Raw genomic sequence first — 21,443 nt, 5'->3', positions numbered from 1 at the left:
TAAATACTAAATTTTGCGACTAACATTCCAGTGAATCTGTTATCAGGTTCACTTTTTTGTTTTACTTCATGAAAATTCAATGTATAATTAATCTATTATTTTAGTTAGGAGAAATTTATGGGGATTAAAGAAAAAATCTTTCGTAAAGAAAGTGTGGCCTCCTATATTGGCCAAGATAAGAAATTACTTAAAATTTTGACTGCCAAAGACTTAATCGGAATGGGAATAGGTTCCGTTATCGGCTCAGGGATTTTCATCTTACCAGGAACCGTCGCCGCCATGCATAGTGGTCCTGCTATTATTCTTTCTTTTGTGGTCGCAGCTCTTGTTTGTTCCTTTGCAGCCATGTGTTATGCGGAATTTTCCTCCGCTCTTCCTGTGGCTGGTTCTGCTTATTCTTTTGGTAACATTGTCTTTGGAGAAGGAATTGGCTGGTTTTTAGGCTGGTCACTAATTGCCGAATATATGCTAGCCGTTGCCACGGTTTCTACTTCTTGGGCCGCTTACTTCAATTCTTTTATTGAAGGGTTTGGCTTCAAGATACCCACAGCTCTTGCCGGACATTTTGATCCTAGCCACGGTACCTACATTAATATTGTCGCGGTTTTAATTATCCTCTCCTTGGGAATTTTACTCCACCGCGGAGCCCACACTTCCATGGCATTCAACAATGTTATGGTGGTCGTAAAAATTGCTATTATCGTTTTATTCTTATTAGTAGGTGCCTTTTACGTTAAGCCAGCCAACTGGACACCTTTCTTACCATTTGGTTATAGTGGTGTTTTTACTGGAGCTTCCTTAGTCTTCTTTGCATTCCTAGGTTTTGACGTGGTATCGGCCGCAGCTGCCGAAGTTAAAGACCCTGGTAAAAACATGCCGAAAGGAATTATTGGTACTTTAGTTATTTGTACCGCCCTATATATTTTGGTAGCTCTAGTCCTAACCGGAATGGTATCTTACACCAAGTTAAACGTTGATGACCCTGTGGCTTTTGCCCTCCGCATGGTTAACCAAAACTGGATGGCTGGTATTCTTTCTATTGGAGCTTTAGCTGGGATGTTCACCATGATGATTACCATGACTTACTCTTCATCACGGTTAATTTACTCCATTAGTCGCGATGGTCTTTTACCTCACTACTTCAGCAAAGTTAATCAAACGACCCACAACCCTGATCGTAGTATGTGGTTGGTAATTATTATCATTGCTATTATGGGAGGTACCTTCTCTATGACACAGTTAGCCTCCTTGGTTAATATCGGGACACTCTTCGCTTTTGCTTGTGTTTCCTTAGGTGTAATTCCTTTGCGAAAACATCCTGAACTTAAGCAACACGATGGCTACCGGGTTCCATTTTATCCGGTCTTACCCGTAATTTCCTTCCTCTTATGCTGCTTCATGTTATCCCAACTTTCTGTTGAAACTTGGATTGCTGCAGTTATCTGGTTTGCCTTAGGGATTACCATTTACTTCACCTACGGGATTCATCACAGCCGACTCTCACAAAAATAATCAGACCAAAAAAGGACTTTCAAACGAAAGTCCTTTTTCCTATGCCATCAAGTCCGCTTTGCGTTTGCGACGAATGGCACTCTTCAGCATAAAGGGAGCAATCACCGTTGTTAAGATAATCACCACAATTACACCTGAGTAATATTTTTCTGATAATAAGTGGGCATTGTAACCGATTTGGGCAATAATCAAGGCCATTTCTCCTCGGGAAACCATCCCCGCCCCGATAATATCAGCTGATTTGAAATCCATTCCTAAAATCTTAGCCCCAAAACCACAACCAATCCATTTGGTTAGTAAGGCTAAAATAGTCAACGGAATAATAAAGACTAAGTCGCCTAAGAAACCATCAAAGGTCATATTTAAACCAATACTTACAAAGAAGACTGGAATGAAAACTGCATAACCAATTGGTTCGATATTTTCATCAACTTCCCGCTTGGCTGAGGTTTGTGCTACGGCTACCCCCGCAAAAAAAGAGCCTACCACACCAGACAAACCTACTTCTTCCGCTAACCAGGCCATCCCTAAGCAGATAAAGACCGACATCAAAATTACAGAAGCGGGAATTGTTAGACGTGACGCAAATTTAATGAGCCAAGGAGCAATCCACTTAAAGAGCAGGTAAATGCCAACAAAGTAAATAACTTGTAGAATCAAACTCAAGCCAATGTTTGACGAAGTATGGCCCCCGCCACTAGCTGCAACATCACTAAAAATACTTACCAAAACACTTAAAATTAAAACAGCTAAAATATCATCAATGACAGCGGCCCCTAAAATCGTCGTTCCTTCTTTGGAATCTAAAAAGTGCAATTCCTTCAAAACTTCAACCGAAATGGAAACGGAAGTGGCTGCAAAAGTCACCCCTAAGAAAATCGCTTCTTCATTATTGAAGTTAAAAATCAAACCAAAGAGATAAACCAAAATAATTGGCATTAAGACCCCCATTACCGCCACTGACGTTGCTGGTTTAAGGTATTTCTTTAGTAACGCTAAATCACTTTCCAAGCCTGCCATGAACATTAAGATAATTACCCCAATATTGGCAAAAATCTCGATAAATTCATCACCTTTAACCCAACCCAAAACAGCTGGTCCCAAGATAATCCCACATAATAACTGGCCTACCACAGCAGGGAGGTTAAACCTTCTAAAAAAATGCCCTGCTAAGGCCGTAGAAATTAAAATTAAACATAAAGTTCCTAAGTACTCCATATCTCCATCCTTTCTTAAATCTAATTTAATCTAATCAGCTCAATTTTAATTATACCGAAAAAATTTCCCTTTTCTCAAGTATTTAGCCTTTTTCTTGAAAAATAGTTAAATAATTTCAAACTAAATTCTACAAAAAAACTCAAGTTTCATAGAACTTGAGTTTTCTTTTAGCAGTATTATTCTGTTTTTTCAACTCCACGAACATAGCCAACTTTTGGTCGCATAACCATCATTGCTAGATAAGTTAAAACCAAACAGAGGATAATCACAAAAATCTGTACACCATAACTAATCAACATTTGGTTAGCACCCAAGCCACCGGTCAAGGATTCACGGAAGCCATAAATTGAGTAAGTCATTGGTAAGTACGGATTAATCGCTTGGAAGAAACCATTTAAACCTTTCGTTACTTGGATTGGGAAGGAACCACCGGCCCCACCTAATTGTAGGACTAAGATAATCATCCCCAAGAAACGACCTGGATTGTCCAAGGCCACCGACAAGAACATAATCAAGTACATCATCGCCAAAGAGAAGAGCCAAGCGTTAAAGAAAGTAGCCCAGAAGTAGTCAGGCTTTAAGCCAGCTAAGTACATAAGTCCAATTTCAACAACGGCATTTCCGGTCGCTACAAGTGCTCCAATTGACGTTTTGGCTAAGAACCATTCACCCGGAGTTTCATCTTCAAAGTCAATCCGTTTCAATGGGTAAACTAAATTAAAGACCAAAGCTCCGACATACAAGGCGACGGATAACATGTAAGGTGCCAAAGCGTGACCATAGTTTGGAACATAACTGTAATTTTTATGTTTCAAATTAGAAGGTGCGGCAAACATAGATGCATTTTCATCATTCATATTGATTTGGTCAATCTTTTTAACCCCACCAGCTAAGGCTGTAGATAGTTGAAGATTACCGGCACCAATTTTACCAGCACCAGCAGTTAAGGCCGGACTATTAGCTACTAATTGGTTTGTCCCGTTAGCTAATTGACCAATACCGCTAGATAAGGTTGGAACTTTACTATTTAAGGTACCTAAACCAGAAGCCAATTGACCGGCCCCTGCATTCAAGGCCCCACTATTAGCCGCAAGTTGTCCGGTTCCATTAGCTAACTGGTTAACCCCTGCGGTTAACGTTGGAATTTGACCATTTAAGACCCAAAGACCGTTAGAGAGTTGACTAGCTCCACTTGTTAAAGCCCCACTATTAGCGGCTAATTGGCTAGTTCCTTGAGCTAATGCATCAGCTCCCGAAGTTAACTTCGAATTATTTTGGGTTAAGGTCCCTGTCCCCGCATAAGCCATAGCAACCCCATCAGTATAACTCTTTACACCATTTTGAAGAGTAGTTGCACCGGCTAATAACTTAGCAATCCCTGCTTGTAGGTTTTGTAATTGAGCCGGATTTACACTATCTAATTGATTAGCAGCTGCAGTAAGTTGTTGAGAAAGCGCATCTAATTTCCCACTTATACCACTCGCATCTGTACTTGTTGGTACACTCATATTCGCCAAGGCACTAGTTATACCTTGGGACTTTTGAACATCTCCTAAGGCAGCTTGTAGGTTTTGTTTATCAGCATCTGATAAACTACTGTTCCCCATTACTGCTTGAATTTTACTCTGAGCATCACCATTTAATTGGCTAGCATTGTTAGCTTGCGCTTTTAGTTGTGCTAAACTTCCTTGTAAATTCTGACTAGTCTGTAAACCTGCTTTTAATGCAGAAACTTGACTGGCCGCTGCCGTTAAACCTTGTTTTAATTTAGGCAAATTAGCTGCAAGTCCGGAAAAACTTTGAACTCCACTATTAACTTGACTCAAACCCGCCACCAATTCTTGAGAACCGGTATTTAATTGCGCTGAATTATCATCTAATTTTGCCAAGCCAGCATTAACTTGCTTGACACCATTAGTATAATTGCCAATTCCTGATCTTAAAGTACCAACACCTTCATTAACCTGGTTAACCCCGCTGGTATAAGTGTTAAGACCACTTGTTAAACTTTGAGAACCATTAGCTAATTGACCCACACCAGCAGCTAAAGCGGGCGTCTTTTGGGCTAATTGTCCCACCCCGGCATTGACTTGGTTGACACCGTTAGTGTAAGTACCAATTCCAGAAGCTAAGGTGTTAGCTCCGGTTGCCAAGGCATTAACCCCTGAAGCCAATGGTAAGACACCGGCTTGGAGGGTCATGACCCCATCATTGACCTGGCTGACCCCAGCTGTGTATGTGTTGATTCCATCAGTTAAAACCTTGGAGCCATCAGCTAGCTTAGCCGAGCCACTGGCTGCAGTTTTGAAACCTTTCTTCATGCCTTTAACCGCATCAAACATGGTATCCGCATAAGCCGTTGATACCGTTTGACGAATTTGCGTGTTAAGTTGCTTAGCCGCTGCTTCTGACATTACTGCCCCAATGTAGTTCAAGGAATCATTGGTCGTATAAGTCAAATCCATCTTTTTAGGATGGGTATTTAAAACGGTGGTAGCATTCTTAGAAAAGTTCTTGGGAATGGTAATTACCATGTAATACTTTTTGTGACTTAAGCCATAGTCAGCCTTTTCTTTGGTCACAAAGTGCCACCCCATTTGATCATTTTTCTTCAATTTCTTAACTAGCTGTTGACCAACAGCAAACTCTTTACCTCGATAGGTAACGGCTTGGTCCTGATTAACAACTGCAACTGGTAAGGAACCCGTAGAGGCGTATGGATCCCAAACTGACTTTAAGAAGAAGAAGGAGTATAAAAATGGAATAATCATAATAGCGGTCACGGTTGCCAACAAAAGTTTGTGGTTTTTAATGACGCTAAACTCCTTACGAATCGCTCTCAAAGTAAGTCCCCCTTTCAATTCTACTTTCTTTGTTCAATTAAAAATTTTAATCCTTATCATCAAAAAAAGTAAGCTATAAAATGAGATTAGTGTCGCATTTTCGAGTTTTTACTCAAAAAGACCTGCCGATAATCAAAATCGACAGGTCACTTTTTTTATTCAGCTAATTTGGTATTACGGTAGAAGACCACCGTCCCATATGGAGAGATTTGGAAGTCTTTTACCCTATCATTTAAGAGGTAGGCCATCGCTCCTTGATAAACAGGGGCAGTAAAGGCATCGTCTTTTAATAAGAGCTTTTCAGACTTGATTAAAGCATCCCAACGCTTATTGTTATCCGTAGCGTAAGTCGTAGAGGCTTGATTCAACAAATCCCAGAATTCTTGGTTCTTGTAGTCGTCATCGAAGTGGTATTGTCCCCCATCAGATAAGAAGTTAATAGGGTCAGCAAAGTCTGGTTGCCAAGTTCCATAAACGACATCAAAATCATAGTTAGTAGTTGAGTTCAAACGTGACTTCAATGGAATGGAACGAACCTTCACTGTCAAACCAGCTAAGTTTTCTTCCAATTGACTTTGGAGGTACTCACCAACTCGCTTAGATTCACTCGTATCGGAAGTCAAGATTTCGATAGTGATTTGATCCTTACCCAATTCTTTCTTGGCTTCGGCCCATTCCTTCTTCGCATTCTTAAGGTTATAAGTCAACATATCCCCAGCATCTTTGCGGTAGTCGTGACCTGTACTTGCATTAAAAGCAAAATCTTGCGGTACAATCCCGTTTAATGGTTGCCCTGCGTAAAGCACTTTTTTCACTAATAATTCCTTATTAAAGGCTTGGGCTAAGGCTTTACGAACGTGGACATTACCAGTAGTTTCTCTTTGAGTGTTAAAACTCATATAACCAATCAAAGGAATTGCACGCGTGTGGTAACCCTTAGTAGACTTGTATTGGTGGATATATTCATTAGAAAGCGCCGTGTAGTCCAACTTATTTGTTTGGAAAAGCTTAGCTGCCGTTGAAGTATCTTTAACTACTTGAACGTTAACCTTCTTTAAAGCCACGTCTTTTTTAGCATAGTAATTCTTGTTCTTGACATAAGACCACTTAAGGTTTGTCCCAGTCCAACCATCAATTACAAACGGACCGTTATAGACTGCTTTCTTAGCTGAAGTCCCATATTCCTTACCATATTTTTCGGCTACTTTTTGGTCTTGAGGCGCAAATGGGGCCCCCGCTAAAAGTTCTGGTAAGTAAGAAATTGGCGATTCTAAAGTAACTTCCAATTTGTACTTGCCTAAAGCTTTAACTCCTAAACTATTGACGTCGGCTCCTTCTTTAGCAATTTGCTTCCCATTTTTGATAGGTTCAAACCGTTGGGAATTAGGCGAAGCGGTCTTTTGGTCAACTGTTTTACGCCAAGCGTAAACATAGTCATTGGCTATAACAGGATCACCATTAGACCATTTAGCATCTTTGCGTAAATAAAAAGTGTATGTTAACTTATCTTTTGAAATTGTAACCTTTTTAGCCCCCGCTAAGACAGGCTTGTTATTTTTATCAAAACGGTAAAGTCCTTCATAGGCATTTTGCAAGGCTTCCAAACTAGTTGTATCGGAATAGCGACTTGGATCCAAAGTCGCCATTTCAGCCGTAACTGCCGTAGTAAGTGTTTCGTTTTTTGCTTGGCTTGTTGCTTGATTCGTTTTGCCACAAGCAGCTAATAGCACTGCCGTCGCAAGAAGTGGTAACGCGAGATATTTCTTTTTCATGACTACGTCCCTTTCTTTTTACATTTACTTCTTTATTGTAAGTTATTTTCTCTAAAAATGCACCTATTTTCACTCCAAAATCTAATTTTTTCCGCTATACTAAAGGTAAATACTTTTTGAAGGTGGGAAATTACATGCATTATCATCAATTCGCACATAGCCAAGTCTCATATCCCCAAGCAGTTAAAGAACTGCAAACTCTAGGATTTTTGACGGAGATTGATTTAGAAAATACGACGCCCAACAGCCTTTGGCTTAACCTAGTCGCAATGACTTTTTGTCAAGCTAAAACACCCCTTGCCAAGCAAGCCTACCTGGCTAACCTCTTAGCGCGCCCCAACCAAACTCTTCTAGAGTTTGCGGCTAACAATACCCTCGAGACAGAGGCCTTTTATGCAGTGGCCTTACAATTACTCGGCTTCGAAGTTGGTGTTGACTTTGAGGTTGCCGAAAGTTTAAAGTTCATGGAAACAGTTGGCCTCAAAAGTCACAACCAGGTACAAACTGTGGAAGAGTTACTTCTAGCTTGGTATGACTTGCTTGAATTACCACGCAAAAATGGCCAAAGTTTCTTGGATTACTTGGCTACCCAGGGATTCTTTTTACCAATGTATAACCTGCCCGCCAAGGAAAAGCCACAATTTTACAATGGTAAATCCTTACCGATTTTTGATACAAGTCAGCTAATCTATGAAGTTGTCTACGTGGAAAGCGACCTCGACACTGATTACGATGGTCGTCGCGACTTACTTCAAGTCCAAATTATCCGCCCCAAAGACACCGAAGCTGGCTTGAGGGTGCCAGCAGTCTTCACCGCCAGCCCCTACAATCGTGGGACTAACCCTGAATTGGGCCAAAAACTCACCCATAATGTTGATGTACCTTTAATAAGAAAGGAACCTAACCAAGTTAGCTATCAAGATATTCACGCTCCCCACCAGTTACCCCCTGCTCCAGAAGGACGGCTTTTAAACGGTCATAGTAAGGAAGCTATTGAAAGTTTTGACCATTCCTTTACTTATAGTCTTAATAACTACCTACTTGCTCGAGGCTTTGCAGTGGTATATGCTGCGGGAATTGGGACTCGTGGCTCGGAAGGGTTACGGACTTGCGGTTCTGTCGCGGAAACCGCCTCCACAACTGCCATTATTGAATGGCTCAATGGCAAACGTCCAGCCTTTACCGACCGAACCTCCAATCGCGCCATTAATGCCTGGTGGTGTAATGGTGCCGTTGCTATGACGGGTAAATCTTACCTCGGAACCTTGGCTAACGCAGCAGCTACCACCGGAGTTGAGGGCCTGAAGACTATCATCGCCGAAGCCGCCATTTCTTCTTGGTATGACTACTACCGCGATGGGGGCTTAGTTGTCGCTCCAGGTGGTTTTCCCGGTGAAGATGCCGATGTTTTAGCCGGTGAATGTCTTTCGCGGATGAAAGATGCCGGTGATTTCCTTAATGTTCAAAGTCAAGCTGAACAAACCTTAGCTACCATCAAAGTTCAGCAAGACCGCCAAAGTGGAAACTACAATCAATTCTGGGACGCCCGTAACTACCTCAATGACAGTGCCCAAGTTAAGTGTGACGTCATGTTAGTTCATGGTCTCAATGACTGGAATGTTAAACCTCGTAACGTCTACAATTTCTACAAGGCTTTAAGTAAATTGCCCATCGCCACCAAACTTGTCTTACACCAAGGACAACATATCTATATCAATAACTTCCGCTCGCTTGACTTTAACCAAATGGTCAACCTCTGGCTTTCTAATCACCTTTACGACTGCCAAAACGATGCAGTCGCTACCTTACCTAATGTTGTGGTCCAAGATAATGTCCAAGCTGAAAAATGGCACGCTTTAGAGGCTTGGGAGGCGGATAGCAATCTAGAAGTCTTTAATTTCAACCCCAAACACCTAACTAATGCTAAATCTCAGGGGGGACAAGTTAGTTTCAAAGACCAATTGCCACCAGCCGACTTTGACCACTACAAACAAGATTGGACAGCTTGGAAGACTGATTTGGTTAAAGAAGAAAGTCCCCTAACTCATAACCGCTTGCTCTTCGCTACAGACATACTTAAAGAAGACCTCACCCTTCAAGGGGCACCACGCTTAAAACTTAAAATTAAGTCTAACCAAAACGTAGGAATGGTTTCTGCCATGTTAGTTGACCTGGGCAAGGCCAAGCGTCTCGGTGAGGTTCCAACCGTCCTAGATCGTCAAAGTCTCGGCCTTGGTTATCACTGGCACACCGAAGATTTAGTCGAATTCACCCTTGCTCAAGAAAGTGACTTCAAGCTAATCTCTAAAGGACACCGTAATCTCCAAAATCGTACTAGCCTCTGGCAAAATGATGAACTCGAAGCTGATACCTTCTATCAGGTAAACTTTGACTTACAGCCCAGCTTCTACACCATCCCAGCAGGCCGGAAATTAGGGCTAATTATCTATGCTACCGACATGGAAATGACCGTCCGCGGGAATCAAGACCTTACCTACACACTTCAACTTGAGGACTGTCAACTTCAATTTTTAAAGCATAATTAACACTAGTAAACCGTCAGAAATTAACGCTTTGATGTCGTAATTTCTGGCGGTTTTTATTGCAACTATTTTTATCAGAAAATCTAACTCTCTGCTAGGCTCTTATTTGCCAAGCAACCAATCAACAACATTAACTACCATAATACCGTCAATCTGAGTAATGTCGTAGTATTTTTTTGAGTAAGTCAACTAGAGGCTGGGAAAAAATAGCAGCTTTTTATTTTTCTTTCATTTAAATTGTCTATTGTGGTTGAATTGAAAAATTTTTGCAGATTTTGCACAAGCAAAACTATTCCAATTTCAGTAGTGGACTTCCTAACCCCAATCTGCTATTATCTTTTTTCTACTGTTTTCGCTGTGGACGTCCCTTACCGGAAAGCAGAGCCTTTGCTTGATCCACCTCCGGTAACTTAAAGTTGACTGGTACAATTTCTGTTATCTTTTCCATTAAAAAATCCCTCCGTAATACTGATTTTCTTCCAGTATACAGAGAGATTGCCTGATAGTTAATACGGGGGTGTTACAGGGTGCTTACTCACCTTTTTTCATCATTATCCCCTTAGTAGAAAAAGGCGACACATAACAGCGTCGCCTTTCATAATTATTTAGCAGCTTCTTCCATTGCGAGTAAGAGACAACCAGTGATGCCTGCATCATCACCTAATTCTACGTGCACAATGTAGTCATCCAAGTCTGGTGTCGCTACATAATCTTTCATTTGTTCCTTGAATGATTCACGAATCATTGGGAAAAGTTGTTCTTGCTTAGAAACCCCACCACCGAAAACAATTTTTTCAGGTGACAAGATTAAAGTGTAATCCATACATGCTTGCGCTAAGTAGTAGGCTTCAATTTCCCAGTCCTTAGCGTCTTTAGGAATATCATAAGCTTTCACTCCACCCGCACGTTCTTCCACAGCTGGTCCACAGGTTAATCCCTCGAGACAGTCCTTGTGGTAAATGCAGTAGCCTTCGTACTTGTCTTCTGGGTGACGACGCATTGTGATGTGACCCATTTCAGGGTGACCGAAACCTTCAAGTACTTTACCGTTAACCACGGCACCGCCCCCCATACCAGTTCCGACTGTTAAGTAGAGACATGATTGGCAACCCTTAGCAGCACCGCGCTTTAATTCACCGTAAGCCGCTACGTTCACATCAGTTGTCCAAACATAAGGTACATCATAGTGCGCCTTCATATCGTCTAAGAAGTTATAGTTAGCCCAGCCCTTCTTAGGAGTGGTTGTTACATAGCCATAAGTTGCGGAGTTTTTGTTAACGTCAATGGGACCAAAAGACCCAATGGCAATGGCTTCCACTGTATACTTGTCGAAGAATTCAAAGACCTGCGCCATGGTTTCAGCGGGAACTGTGGTTGGAATTTGGACTCTTTCTACAATGTTTAAGTCGGCATCACTCACCGCACAAACAAACTTAGTTCCCCCAGCTTCAATTGCACCGTATAATTTTGTCATAATTAAATTTCCCTTCTGTCATTTTATCATTACCCTTATTTTAGCTTAAAATCGTTTTCAATAAAAGCCCTTTCTGAAATTTCTGTTAAACGATTGACAGAAAAAATGAGCTCCTTACCCTCACATCTGGTAGCATCATTTAGATGATGCAAAAAAGACTAACTTTCACGTTAGTCCCCTGCTTTGTCAGGTAATCAGCCTAACTTTATAGGTTTTTCTTCTTATTATTCATTATCTAAAGATAAGAAAACTTTTCAAGCTTGTTCACGCTTCTTAATCCAAGGTAAAATCAAACCCAAACCAGTTAAAATAATGGGTGTCAAAATGTTGAGTGCCAGAGTGAATGGGTCCGGTGAATAAATACCTAATAAGCAACAAGCCGCTGTGATCGCAAAGCACCAACCACCAACGATAACGGCAAGCGTTTTATTTTTGATAAAAACGTAAACGGATTTGAAATGCTTTTCACCTCCGCGTAAAGCAATATAGGCAGCAAAGACCCACAGGTAACGTAGTGGCATCGTAGTAGCATTTAACTTCACCAATTGAGCCATAACTGTCGTAGCTCCTGGCACAACAGATTGAATTAAAATGATGGCTCCAGAAAGAATACCCACCATCCAAATTCCGTTAGTATAAGCACCATACTTATTTTGTTTCAATAACTTACTTGGAATATAGTTTTTGGCTTCCCTACTTCCCAAAAGCATCCGCAAAGGTGCATCAATACTTAAGACTAATGTTGAGAATTGTCCGATAACATTCGTCCAAGCATAAATCACCATCAAAGTGTTTCCTATATGGTAATAAGCTCCTAGTTTTTGGAAGGCCCAGTAAGCACCATTAGAAACATAATCATTGAAATGTGCATTGACATCTCGGACATCGAACATCATTCCCATAGCAACGGTGCCTAAAATAGCACAAACCATTACCATAATCGCTAATGCAAACATTCCTTTAGGAAAGTCCTTGGATGAATTTTGCATCTTATTAACATAGGGCGAAATTTTTTCACATCCCCCCACTGCAAAGACCAAAATAGACAGAGAAGTAAAGTAGTTGATATTAAAAGTTGGGATTAACTTTTTGAAACTTAAATCTAAAGGTAACATTCCATGTGGATTAATCGCAGGTGCTGCTATCATCATCAAAATGTATAAAAGTGACATAATAAACATCGTTGAGCCTGCAATAGTTGCTAAAGTTTTTAGAACACTTAAACCGCGACTAGCCAACCAACAGAAAAAAACAAAAATCACAAACGTAATTAATTGAATCATCATCGTGTTAGCATGGTCAAATTCCGTAATATCTTGAAAAATTGCCCAAGCTAAAGCCCGAAGTCCACCAGTACCTTTACTCGAAATATAGGCCACGTGACAAGCCCAATAAGTCCAGCCAGCATAATAAGCAATTTGGGGTCCCATTGTGGCATTAACCCATGAAGATACCCCACCTTCTGATTCTTTAAAAACTGAACCTAGTTCCCCTACCATTAAAGCATAAGGAACAAAGTATAAAATAAACATCAGGACCCAGGAGAAAATCACCTTAACTCCACCAAAATAAATGTAACCATTAACGACATTACCAAAGCCCCAGACTGTAGAGAAGGCCATCAAGGCTAAAGTCCACCAGGCCATCTTTTTGGCTGTTTTTTCTTGTGTGTCCATTATACCCATCCCCTTAAAAAATAAAATTTCTACAATTTTATTTTAAATCTTTTTGCGACTTGTGAAGATTAAGTATAACTAATATTTTATCTAACTATGACTTAATTTTTCTAAGTTATTTGCATCACCATTACTAATAATTAGTTCATCTATAACTTAAATAAAGTCAACTACCCTAAACTTTACTTTTTACCACATCAAAGCTCTTTAATATGCTATCATTATCTAGTAACTTAAATAGAGAATCGCAAAATCGCCGGGTTTTGCCACTATAATCAGTAACGTTGTCGACCAGGCGACCTTAATGGTAGAGACAACTTCCGGAGGAACCTATGCATATTACTACTTCAATTCGCCACGAAGTTAATCACTATGTCATTCGTAATATTATGGCTTCGTTAGGTTTGTCGTTTTATGTCTTGGCTGATTCAATTTTTATCGCTAAGGCTGCTGGGGCTTTGGGCTTAGCCACTCTAAATATCGTCTTACCCATCTTTAACCTCTATGGTGCACTTGGGTTACTTTTGGGTGTGGGGGGCGCTGCTATTTTTTCGATGAATAAAATCACCCATCCCAAAAAAGTGCAAAATCTCTATAGTCAACTTTTTTGGACTTGCTTAGGCTTGGGACTTTTAGTAGCTTTACTCTGTAACCTATTCCCCCAGCCTATTTTAAAAGTGATGGGAGCTACTGCTCAGACCATGGATATGGCGGTAATTTACTTACGTATCGTATCTTTGGGAGCACCATTATTTATGTTAAACTACCTAACTATCAACTTTATACGTAATGATGGTAACCCTCAACTAACTATGATCGCTACCTTATCTGAATCGGTTTTTGTGGTCATAGTTGACTGGATTTTAATTTTTGGCTTAGGGCTCAAGATGGAGGGCGCTGCTTTAGCCACTCTTTTCTCACCTTCAGTCAGTTTGTTAATCTTGAGTCGACATAAAAACTTTGCCCAGCGACAATTACAACTTCACTGGTGCTTACCACAATTCAGTCAGTTCTGGCACGCAGCCAAATTAGGTTTCCCAGCATTTCTTAATGAAATGTCTACGGGAGTTTCGATCTTTGCATTCAACGTCGTGCTCTTAAAACTAGCAGGCAACTACGCAATTTCCGCTTATGGAGTAATTGCTAATATTGCGGTACTCGTCTTGTCCGCCTTTAACGGTGTGGCCCTCGGCGTACAGCCTATTGCTAGTCGCGAATACGGAAAAAAGAATTACCTTGCCACACGTCAGGCTATCACCTATGGGCTTTTCCTAGTCAGTCTTCTTGGTCTCGGTATTTACCTATTCCTCTTCAGTTTCCGTGCTCCAATTATCGCGGTTTTTAACGAGGAAGGACTACCCCAACTCGTTAAATACGCAATGGTCGGACTGCCATTATATTTCACCATGAACTTCTTCACGGGACCTAACCTCTTGATCTCTACTTCACTAGCAGCTACCAATCAAGCGCAAGCAGCCTTTAGTCTTTCAATTTTGCGAGGCTATCTCATCTTGTTACCGATGATTTTTATCGGTTCCAACTTCGGACTTACAGGCGTATGGTTGTCTACTCCACTAACTGAATTGCTGACACTCTTAGTAGCACTTTATCTCTTACGGAAATTATTTATTAGTTTTAAACGAAAGGAATTATTAAACCATGAAAGTTAAACGTATCGAACGTCTTACCATTACTGTTTCAGATTTAAAAGCTGCCCAACGTTTCTATCACGAAGTTTTCGACATGCCAACCATTAGCGAAAGTGATGATAATATAACCTTACGCTGTGGGCATAATGAACTCATCCTCTCACTAGGACAAACTGAAACAAGTCGTGCCAAAAAAACTACTCCAGGATCCGCTGATTTACGCTTAGTGGTGGGTGATAACATGGAAGATATTTTAAATCACCTTAAAAGTTACTTTGTAAACATCCTAGGTGAGCCTGTAATTAAACAAGGTATTGACGGACAAATTTTAGCCGTTAATATTACCGATGATGATGGTAACCTTATTGAAGTTTCCACCTATAGTAATCGCTAAAGCAACATTTTATTTACAGTCTTGTTAAATACATTGACAAGACTATTTTTTATGTATATTTTAATATCAGTGTATAATAGTTCTATTACGATTTTAGAAGATAATTAAAAGGAAACATATATGAAATTAAAAAAGAAACAACGACTTCTTAAAAAATTTAAACATAAGAAATTAGTAGCTTCTAGTGCTATTGCTCTTTCGATGGGAATAGGACTATTTAGCGGTCAAGTTCTGGCTGATGAAACCGTCACGGTTACTTCTGAACAAGAAGATAATAGTTTGACTGGTAACATTACACAAGCCAATACACAAACAACTACAGCTACTACTACGACACAAATCGAGACACCGAAAACAGCTGAAGCCCCTGTACAAACGGCTACTGTAAATACCCCGAAAACTGTAAATACAGTAACAGATACAACTGACATGGCTACAGCTAAAACAGCAACTGCTCCTGTACCGTCAACTGTAATTGATGAAACACAAGATACTACCCCTAGTGTTCCATCAATTACTAAAGTACATAATGAAGATGAAGTTGCCAAAACTAATGCACAAAATCAAAATGTTTCACAAGAAACAAAGCCTGTTATTACGGTTCCCGCAACTACAACTAATACTACAACCACAACGCAAACTAAAGTAGCTGCTACCTCTAATACTGCTACTAACTTTTTCAATTACTTAGGTGAGACAGCACGTCAAGTCGCTAACGATTACAATATTTATGCATCTATGTTACTTGCCCAGGCAGGCCTTGAAAGTGCTTATGGCCAAAGTACTCTCTCTACCCAAGCTCATAACTATTTTGGAATTAAGTACCGTGGAACTGGCAATTATGTTACTATGAACACTTTAGAGTTTTATGGTGGCCAATACCATACTGTCAGTGCAAGATTTCAAAGATATGACTCACTATATGACTCTTTAGCAGGGTATGCGCGATTAATCACTCAAAATTACCCTAACTCCACGCGTGCTGCTGGCTCAGTCGAAGCTGCTGTTAACAATCTCTATCATGGACGTTATGGAGCATACGCTACTGATCCTAGCTATGCGTCAAAAATTATGGGTTTAATCAATACTTATAATCTAAAACAATATGACTATGTCAATCAAAATGTAGGTCATATTGATAGTATCAGTTTAGTTGGTAATACCTTAAAAGTTAGTGGTTGGCACGCAGCTGATAACTCTAAAGCCCAAAACCACGGTTACATCATTGTTTATGATGTAACTTCTAACCACGAGATTACACGTCAAGCTTACAGCCCTACTAGCCGTGGAGATGTATACAAAGTCTACCCTAGAGTCTACAACTCCGGTAACAGTGGCTTTAACGTTACTATCAACCTTGGAAACTACGATCTTACTAACAAAGAAATTAAAGTTATTTCCCGTTTTTCTAACCAATCAAATGGTGAAGGTGCAGTAACTGATTTATGGTCAGATGGTTATATCTTCAAGCAAAGTCTTGGCAATATTGACTCTGCATATATTGATGGTACGGAGCTGAAAGTTTCTGGTTGGCATGCAGCCACGGACGCTGTTAAACATCCATATAACTACATTATCTTATACGATGCTACTGATGGTACAGAACTTAGTCGGAAGAAAGTTACTGCTACTCGTAGACCTGATGTAGAACGAGCTTATCCTAACCTGTACAATGCAGTTAATAGTGGGTTTTCAGTAAGTTTTGACCTAAGTAAACTTAACTTTGTAGCTGGTCATAATTTACAGGTAGTGATGCGTTATGCCGCAAATAGTGATGGTGAAGGCGATAGGATTGATGTTTGGTCTGGTAAATATAACTTTAATGGTAATGAGGCCGTTATTGATACCGCTAAGTTTAAAGGAACTAAACTTCACGTCACAGGTTGGCATGCAGCTGATGCTTCTAGAAACCAACCAAATGCTTTCCTAATCTTATTTGATAAAACTGCCAATCACGAAGTTGCCCGTGTCAAAATCGGGACTTCCAATGCCGTTGCTAGCGCCAAAGCTGTCAATCGTCCTGATGTTGCTAAAGCTAAGAATTACTACAATGATGGACTATCAGGCTTCGATGCTTATTTCGATTTTAGTAAACTTAATTTTGTAGCTGGACACCAATATCAAATCGTTTCTCGCTTCTCTGATGCTACCAATGGAGAAGGAAACAGAACCGATGTTTGGTCTGGAATCTATAATTTCAACGGTAATGAAGCCATCATTGATACTGCAAAAATTGAAGGAACCAAGTTACACTTGGCTGGTTGGCATGCAGCCGATGCTTCTAGAAATCAAGCTAATCCGTACATTATTCTTTACGATAAAACTGCTGGCCGAGAAATTGCACGAATTAAAGTTGGTGATAGGAACAATGTTGCTACATCTAAACTAGTAATGCGTTCTGATGTGCAGAGACTTAAGAACTACTATAATGCTGACAAATCTGGATTTGATGTTGAATTTGACTTAACTAAGTTAAACTTTGTAGCTGGTCATGAATATCAGATTGTGTCACGTTATTCTGATGCTACCAATGGAGAAGGTCATCGAACAGATGTATGGTCAGATGTCTACAAATTTACTGCTAATGCAGGTCATTTAGATACTGTAAAAGCTAACCATCAAAAGAACAGTTTAACAGTTACTGGTTGGCATGCAGCCGATGCTAGCATAAATCAGAAAAACGCCTTCATTATTTTATATGACGCTACTACGGGACATGAAATCTCGCGTCAAACTTATACACCATCGAAAAGAACTGACGTTGCCCGTGTTTACCCTAACATTTACAATGCAGCTAATAGTGGATTTGACCTTACTTTTAAGAATTTGAATCTTAAATCTTTAGCTGGTCATAATCTTCAAGTTGTTGCTCGTTATTCTAACCAGAAAAACGGTGAGGGTTCACGGACAGATTACTGGTCAAGAATCTTTAAACTATAAAACAGAAAAGGCAAGTAACCCTACTTTTATGGATTACTTGCCTTTTATCTATGCCAATTTTTCATCCAAGTATTTTTCCATCGCCGCCTGTGGTTTAAAACCAGTAACTTTTTCCTTAGCTACCCCATCGACAAAAAGTACTTGGGCCGGAATACTCATAATTTTATATTGCTTGGCTAATTCTTGATTTTCTTCAACGTTAACTTTAGCAAAACTAATCTTACCTTGATACTTCTTTTCCAACTCTTCTAAAACTGGATCCATCATTTTACATGGACCACACCAATCCGCCCAAAAATCTACCAAGGTTAAACCTTCCTTAGTAACTTCAGCAATATTATCTTGGTTCGCGACTTTTGCCATCTTAATCCCCTCTCTCATCATTCAAAACAAATTTTTCAATTACTTCGGCGACCCCATTATGATTGTAATCATTGATTGTTACATACTGCGCCTCAGCCTTCACAAAATCACGTCCATTCGCCATACAGACTCCTAAGCCAGCTATGCGAATCATCGACAAATCATTACCATTATCACCTATTGCAATAATTTCTTCTGGTTTAATACCCAAACTCTGCGCTAATTTTAACGTCGCTTGGCCTTTGTCAGCTGTCGTGGAATTGAATTCTACATAACGGTCAGAAGAAAAGGTAATATTTAAATCTGTAAACTTACCCTTCGCTAAGTCACGAAAAGCGATTCTTTCTTCTTCCGTTAAAATTTCTACAATCACTTTGGTAATCGTTTCTGAAGTTAGGAAATCCATTTTATCATCTGCTAACATTTGTGTCCAGTCATCTACCCTACCCGTCAGATAGTCAATATCTGTTTGTGTCTGATTCCAAATATAGAGGTCATTAACGGTATACACGTGGACACAGTAGCCTTGACTTAACCCTAGCTCCAAGAGCGCCTTAGCCACTGAAAAATCCATTCCTGCAGTCAACTTAATCTTCAACCCCTGATTTTCGACCACAACCCCACCATTATAGGAAATCACGTAGCTATCAGCTTTCTGAAGTAAACCTAGTGTCTCTAAATTATCTTGAATAGAGTGAAAACTCCGCCCCGTATTAGGCACAAAATAAACTCCTTTAGCGACCGCTGCCTTGATTGCAGCTACTGTCTTAGCACCGATTTGCCGTTTTTCATTTAATAATGTTTCATCCATGTCACAAGTGATTAATTTATACATGCTAAAACCCCTTACATTCTTTTTCTTACAGAATACGCTAGCTTTTTACCTAATGCAAGCCCTACCATCTAAAATTTAATTCTATTTACTTTGGACTTGTAAACTATTAATGTATTATACTTAAGGTGAGAAAAAATTATGCGAGGTTCGATATGACAAATAAATTGAAAATTGTGACAGATTCCTCGGTGCAACTTACCCAGGAAGAAATTGAAAATTATGATATCACCGTCATCCCTCTTTCCGTAGAAATTAACGGAGAAAATCACGTGGATGGCGAAACTATTACGCGTCAAGAATTAGTTGATGAATTACGTAAAGGTAATATTCCCAAGACCAGTCAACCTGCTATGGGACGGTTCGTTGATACCTTCCAAAAACTCGGGGATGAAGGCTATGACGTTTTAGCAATCATGATGTCTGACGTCTTATCTGGAACTTATCAATCAGCTTGTTCAGCAGCGGAAATGGTTGACACTAACGTCACTGTCATTAACAGTAAATCAACCGACCGTGGACTTGCTTTCCAGGTTCTTGCCGCCGCTAAAGATTTACAGGCTGGTAAAAGTGTTGATGAAATCAAGGCACACTGCCTAGACATCTACTCTCGAACCACAATTGATGTCTACATTGATAATTTAGATTGTCTAGTCGCCGGGGGTCGTGTAAGTAAAATGGCCGGACTTTTAACTAAGTTAATCAACCTAAAGGTCATTGTTCGTTTACGAGATGAAAGCCTAGACGTCTATATGAAAGGACGCAGTAAGAAAACTTTCTTAAAACACGCTAAAGAAGTTGCCGAACTACATCAAGATAACCCACTCGAAGCTTTAAGCCTCTCAAATGTGGGAACTGACCCTGAATTTTTACAAAAGATTAAGGATACTATCTATCCTGATGTAGCAGATGAAAACTATTTAGCCGAACTTACTAGTCCAATTATTATGACACACACCGGTCTTAATGCCGTGGGTGTTATTACCTTAGCAAGTAAGCCAGAACCTGAAAATAATCGTTAATAAATTAGCTAATTTTGAGAAAAATATAAAGGAAAAAGCACTAAAAATCACGTCACATATTAGAACGTTGATTCCTAGTGCTTTTTCATTTTATCTCAGAAAGATTTTCTCCCGTTTTTTCTTGATAGCATCTATATACTTTGTTAAAGTTAATGATATATTTACATATGGAGGATAAATTATTGTGAATAGGGAAATTAAAAAAAGATACAAAATGTTTAGAGGCAATGAAGTGCAACAAAAAAGTTAGACAAAAACAAAATATATTTTAAGCAGCTAAGACATGGGTCCGGTAATCAACCGGACTCATGTTTTTTGTTTTGTTCGAAATTCGGTCGTTATTATACCACTTGATATACTTTCTGAAGAACCATGTGAACTCAGCTATGTCCTTACAGCTCTTGATTTCAGGTAGCGATTCGATTTTGAAAAGGTGGAAGAAACTCTCCATTGGAGCATTATCTAGACAATTTCCCTTGCGGGACATACTTTGGATTAACCCCAATGAATCAATCTTTTCACGATAGTAGTCCAATTGATAGTGCCAACCTTGGTCAGAGTGAATAATAGGATTAACGCCTTCAGGAAGCTTATTTTCAAGTTGTTTTAACGTGTCCGTAATCAGCAATTTATTTGGACTTTGGCTGATAGAAGCAGCTAAAACCTCTTTAGTAGCCTGGTCCAAGATGATTGACATATAGGCCCAAGTAGAATTACCTAAACGTATCTGTGAAACGTCAGTATGAAGGACGGTGTAGGGATTAGTGGCATCAAATGTTTGATTCAGTAGGTTTTGAGCCACCTTACCAATTGTACCTTTGTAAGAAGAATAGTGGTCATTCTTACGTCGATTATACATTGCCGGTTGGACGCCTAATTCGCTCATTAAGCGACGTAAAGTCGCTTCAGCCATATGGTAACCCGCCTCTTGAAGGAGTGGCAGTATACGGCGGTAGCCGTATGTGTAATTTCCCATCCACTTACCTTTTTCCGCTATTTCCTTGATTATTAGCTTGACATCTGCGTACTTATCAATTTTATTGGCAATGCGCTTACGTTCATCGTAGTAAGTTGCGCGCTTTAAGCCAATCATTCTCAGAAGCTCACCAATCCCATACCGTTTATTTTTAGGCAAGCCCTTTTGATCCACCCTGATCTGATCCACAATTACCGTTTTATCTTTGGCTTTGAGGGTCCGAACAGGG

14 protein-coding genes are annotated in these 21,443 nt (G+C 39.9%); 6 read left to right on the top strand and 8 right to left on the bottom strand.

Annotated elements, in window-relative coordinates:
- The first annotated feature begins 117 nt into the window (after nt 1-117).
- A complete protein-coding gene (locus tag FC36_RS07895; protein WP_025020600.1) occupies nt 118-1,512 on the top strand; it encodes an APC family permease in 1,395 nt (464 codons plus the stop codon).
- Nucleotides 1,513-1,551: 39 nt separating this feature from the next.
- Here FC36_RS07895 and FC36_RS07890 read toward each other — a convergent pair whose 3' ends face one another.
- The 3 genes from FC36_RS07890 to FC36_RS07880 all read right to left on the bottom strand — a co-directional run bounded on the left by FC36_RS07890 (nt 1,552) and on the right by FC36_RS07880 (nt 7,345).
- Nucleotides 1,552-2,730 (bottom strand): cation:proton antiporter, encoded by a 1,179-nt coding sequence (locus tag FC36_RS07890; protein WP_025020599.1) that lies wholly within the window; start codon nt 2,728-2,730, stop codon nt 1,552-1,554.
- Nucleotides 2,731-2,906: 176 nt separating this feature from the next.
- Nucleotides 2,907-5,573, bottom strand: a complete 2,667-nt coding sequence (locus FC36_RS07885; protein WP_025020598.1) for a YhgE/Pip domain-containing protein — start codon at nt 5,571-5,573, stop codon at nt 2,907-2,909.
- 155 nt (nt 5,574-5,728) lie between these two features.
- The gene (locus FC36_RS07880; RefSeq protein WP_056986824.1) at nt 5,729-7,345 is read right to left on the bottom strand and encodes a peptide ABC transporter substrate-binding protein; all 1,617 of its coding nucleotides are present in this window, start codon (nt 7,343-7,345) and stop codon (nt 5,729-5,731) included.
- Between the two features lie 134 nt (nt 7,346-7,479).
- On the opposite strand from FC36_RS07880, the gene FC36_RS07875 reads away from it, so the two are divergent.
- Nucleotides 7,480-9,891 (top strand): Xaa-Pro dipeptidyl-peptidase, encoded by a 2,412-nt coding sequence (locus tag FC36_RS07875; protein ID WP_025020597.1) that lies wholly within the window; start codon nt 7,480-7,482, stop codon nt 9,889-9,891.
- Between the two features lie 598 nt (nt 9,892-10,489).
- Here the strand turns inward: FC36_RS07875 and FC36_RS07870 are convergent.
- Nucleotides 10,490-11,362: an ROK family protein gene (locus FC36_RS07870; RefSeq protein WP_025020596.1), complete on the bottom strand. Its 873-nt coding sequence runs from the start codon at nt 11,360-11,362 to the stop codon at nt 10,490-10,492.
- A 254-nt stretch (nt 11,363-11,616) separates the two neighbouring features.
- Entirely contained in the window at nt 11,617-13,038 is a 1,422-nt protein-coding gene (locus FC36_RS07865; RefSeq protein WP_056986823.1) for an APC family permease, read from the bottom strand.
- Nucleotides 13,039-13,370: 332 nt separating this feature from the next.
- Here FC36_RS07865 and FC36_RS07860 point away from each other — a divergent pair, with 332 nt between their 5' ends.
- From FC36_RS07860 to FC36_RS07850, 3 genes are all read left to right on the top strand, one after another.
- A complete protein-coding gene (locus FC36_RS07860) occupies nt 13,371-14,708 on the top strand; it encodes an MATE family efflux transporter (protein ID WP_025020595.1) in 1,338 nt (445 codons plus the stop codon).
- Nucleotides 14,698-15,081, top strand: a complete 384-nt coding sequence (locus tag FC36_RS07855) for a VOC family protein (protein WP_023860089.1) — start codon at nt 14,698-14,700, stop codon at nt 15,079-15,081. Before FC36_RS07860 ends, FC36_RS07855 begins: the two co-directional genes overlap by 11 nt.
- Before the next feature lie 120 nt (nt 15,082-15,201).
- Entirely contained in the window at nt 15,202-18,021 is a 2,820-nt protein-coding gene (locus tag FC36_RS07850) for a glycoside hydrolase family 73 protein (protein ID WP_025020594.1), read from the top strand.
- A gap of 48 nt (nt 18,022-18,069) precedes the next feature.
- On the opposite strand, the gene trxA is transcribed toward FC36_RS07850, so the two are convergent.
- Both trxA and FC36_RS07840 read right to left on the bottom strand, forming a co-directional pair.
- Nucleotides 18,070-18,384, bottom strand: coding sequence for a thioredoxin (gene trxA, locus FC36_RS07845; protein ID WP_035187961.1), 315 nt, complete (start codon nt 18,382-18,384; stop codon nt 18,070-18,072).
- A gap of 1 nt (nt 18,385) precedes the next feature.
- A complete protein-coding gene (locus FC36_RS07840) occupies nt 18,386-19,219 on the bottom strand; it encodes a Cof-type HAD-IIB family hydrolase (protein WP_025020593.1) in 834 nt (277 codons plus the stop codon).
- A gap of 152 nt (nt 19,220-19,371) precedes the next feature.
- Between FC36_RS07840 and FC36_RS07835 the strand changes: the two genes are divergently transcribed.
- Nucleotides 19,372-20,238, top strand: coding sequence for a DegV family protein (locus tag FC36_RS07835; protein WP_025020592.1), 867 nt, complete (start codon nt 19,372-19,374; stop codon nt 20,236-20,238).
- 268 nt (nt 20,239-20,506) lie between these two features.
- Here the strand turns inward: FC36_RS07835 and FC36_RS07830 are convergent.
- On the bottom strand, nt 20,507-21,443 hold a 937-nt coding region (locus FC36_RS07830), incomplete at its 5' end, for an IS3 family transposase (protein ID WP_235805818.1).

Origin of the sequence: Ligilactobacillus equi DSM 15833 = JCM 10991 (assembly GCF_001435735.1) — a bacterium.
GTDB classification, from domain to species: Bacteria; Bacillota; Bacilli; order Lactobacillales; family Lactobacillaceae; genus Ligilactobacillus; species Ligilactobacillus equi.
This window is presented reverse-complemented; position numbering and strand designations above follow the sequence as displayed.

Bases quoted from the DNA above. Each gene is read 5' to 3' on its own strand.
- FC36_RS07895 (WP_025020600.1), top strand. From the start codon at position 118: ATGGGGATTAAAGAAAAAATCTTTCGTAAAGAAAGTGTGGCCTCCTAT.
- FC36_RS07890 (WP_025020599.1), bottom strand. From the start codon at position 2,730: ATGGAGTACTTAGGAACTTTATGTTTAATTTTAATTTCTACGGCCTTA.
- FC36_RS07880 (WP_056986824.1), bottom strand. From the start codon at position 7,345: ATGAAAAAGAAATATCTCGCGTTACCACTTCTTGCGACGGCAGTGCTA.
- FC36_RS07875 (WP_025020597.1), top strand. From the start codon at position 7,480: ATGCATTATCATCAATTCGCACATAGCCAAGTCTCATATCCCCAAGCA.
- FC36_RS07870 (WP_025020596.1), bottom strand. From the start codon at position 11,362: ATGACAAAATTATACGGTGCAATTGAAGCTGGGGGAACTAAGTTTGTT.
- FC36_RS07865 (WP_056986823.1), bottom strand. From the start codon at position 13,038: ATGGACACACAAGAAAAAACAGCCAAAAAGATGGCCTGGTGGACTTTA.
- FC36_RS07860 (WP_025020595.1), top strand. From the start codon at position 13,371: ATGCATATTACTACTTCAATTCGCCACGAAGTTAATCACTATGTCATT.
- FC36_RS07855 (WP_023860089.1), top strand. From the start codon at position 14,698: ATGAAAGTTAAACGTATCGAACGTCTTACCATTACTGTTTCAGATTTA.
- FC36_RS07850 (WP_025020594.1), top strand. From the start codon at position 15,202: ATGAAATTAAAAAAGAAACAACGACTTCTTAAAAAATTTAAACATAAG.
- trxA (WP_035187961.1), bottom strand. From the start codon at position 18,384: ATGGCAAAAGTCGCGAACCAAGATAATATTGCTGAAGTTACTAAGGAA.
- FC36_RS07840 (WP_025020593.1), bottom strand. From the start codon at position 19,219: ATGTATAAATTAATCACTTGTGACATGGATGAAACATTATTAAATGAA.
- FC36_RS07835 (WP_025020592.1), top strand. From the start codon at position 19,372: ATGACAAATAAATTGAAAATTGTGACAGATTCCTCGGTGCAACTTACC.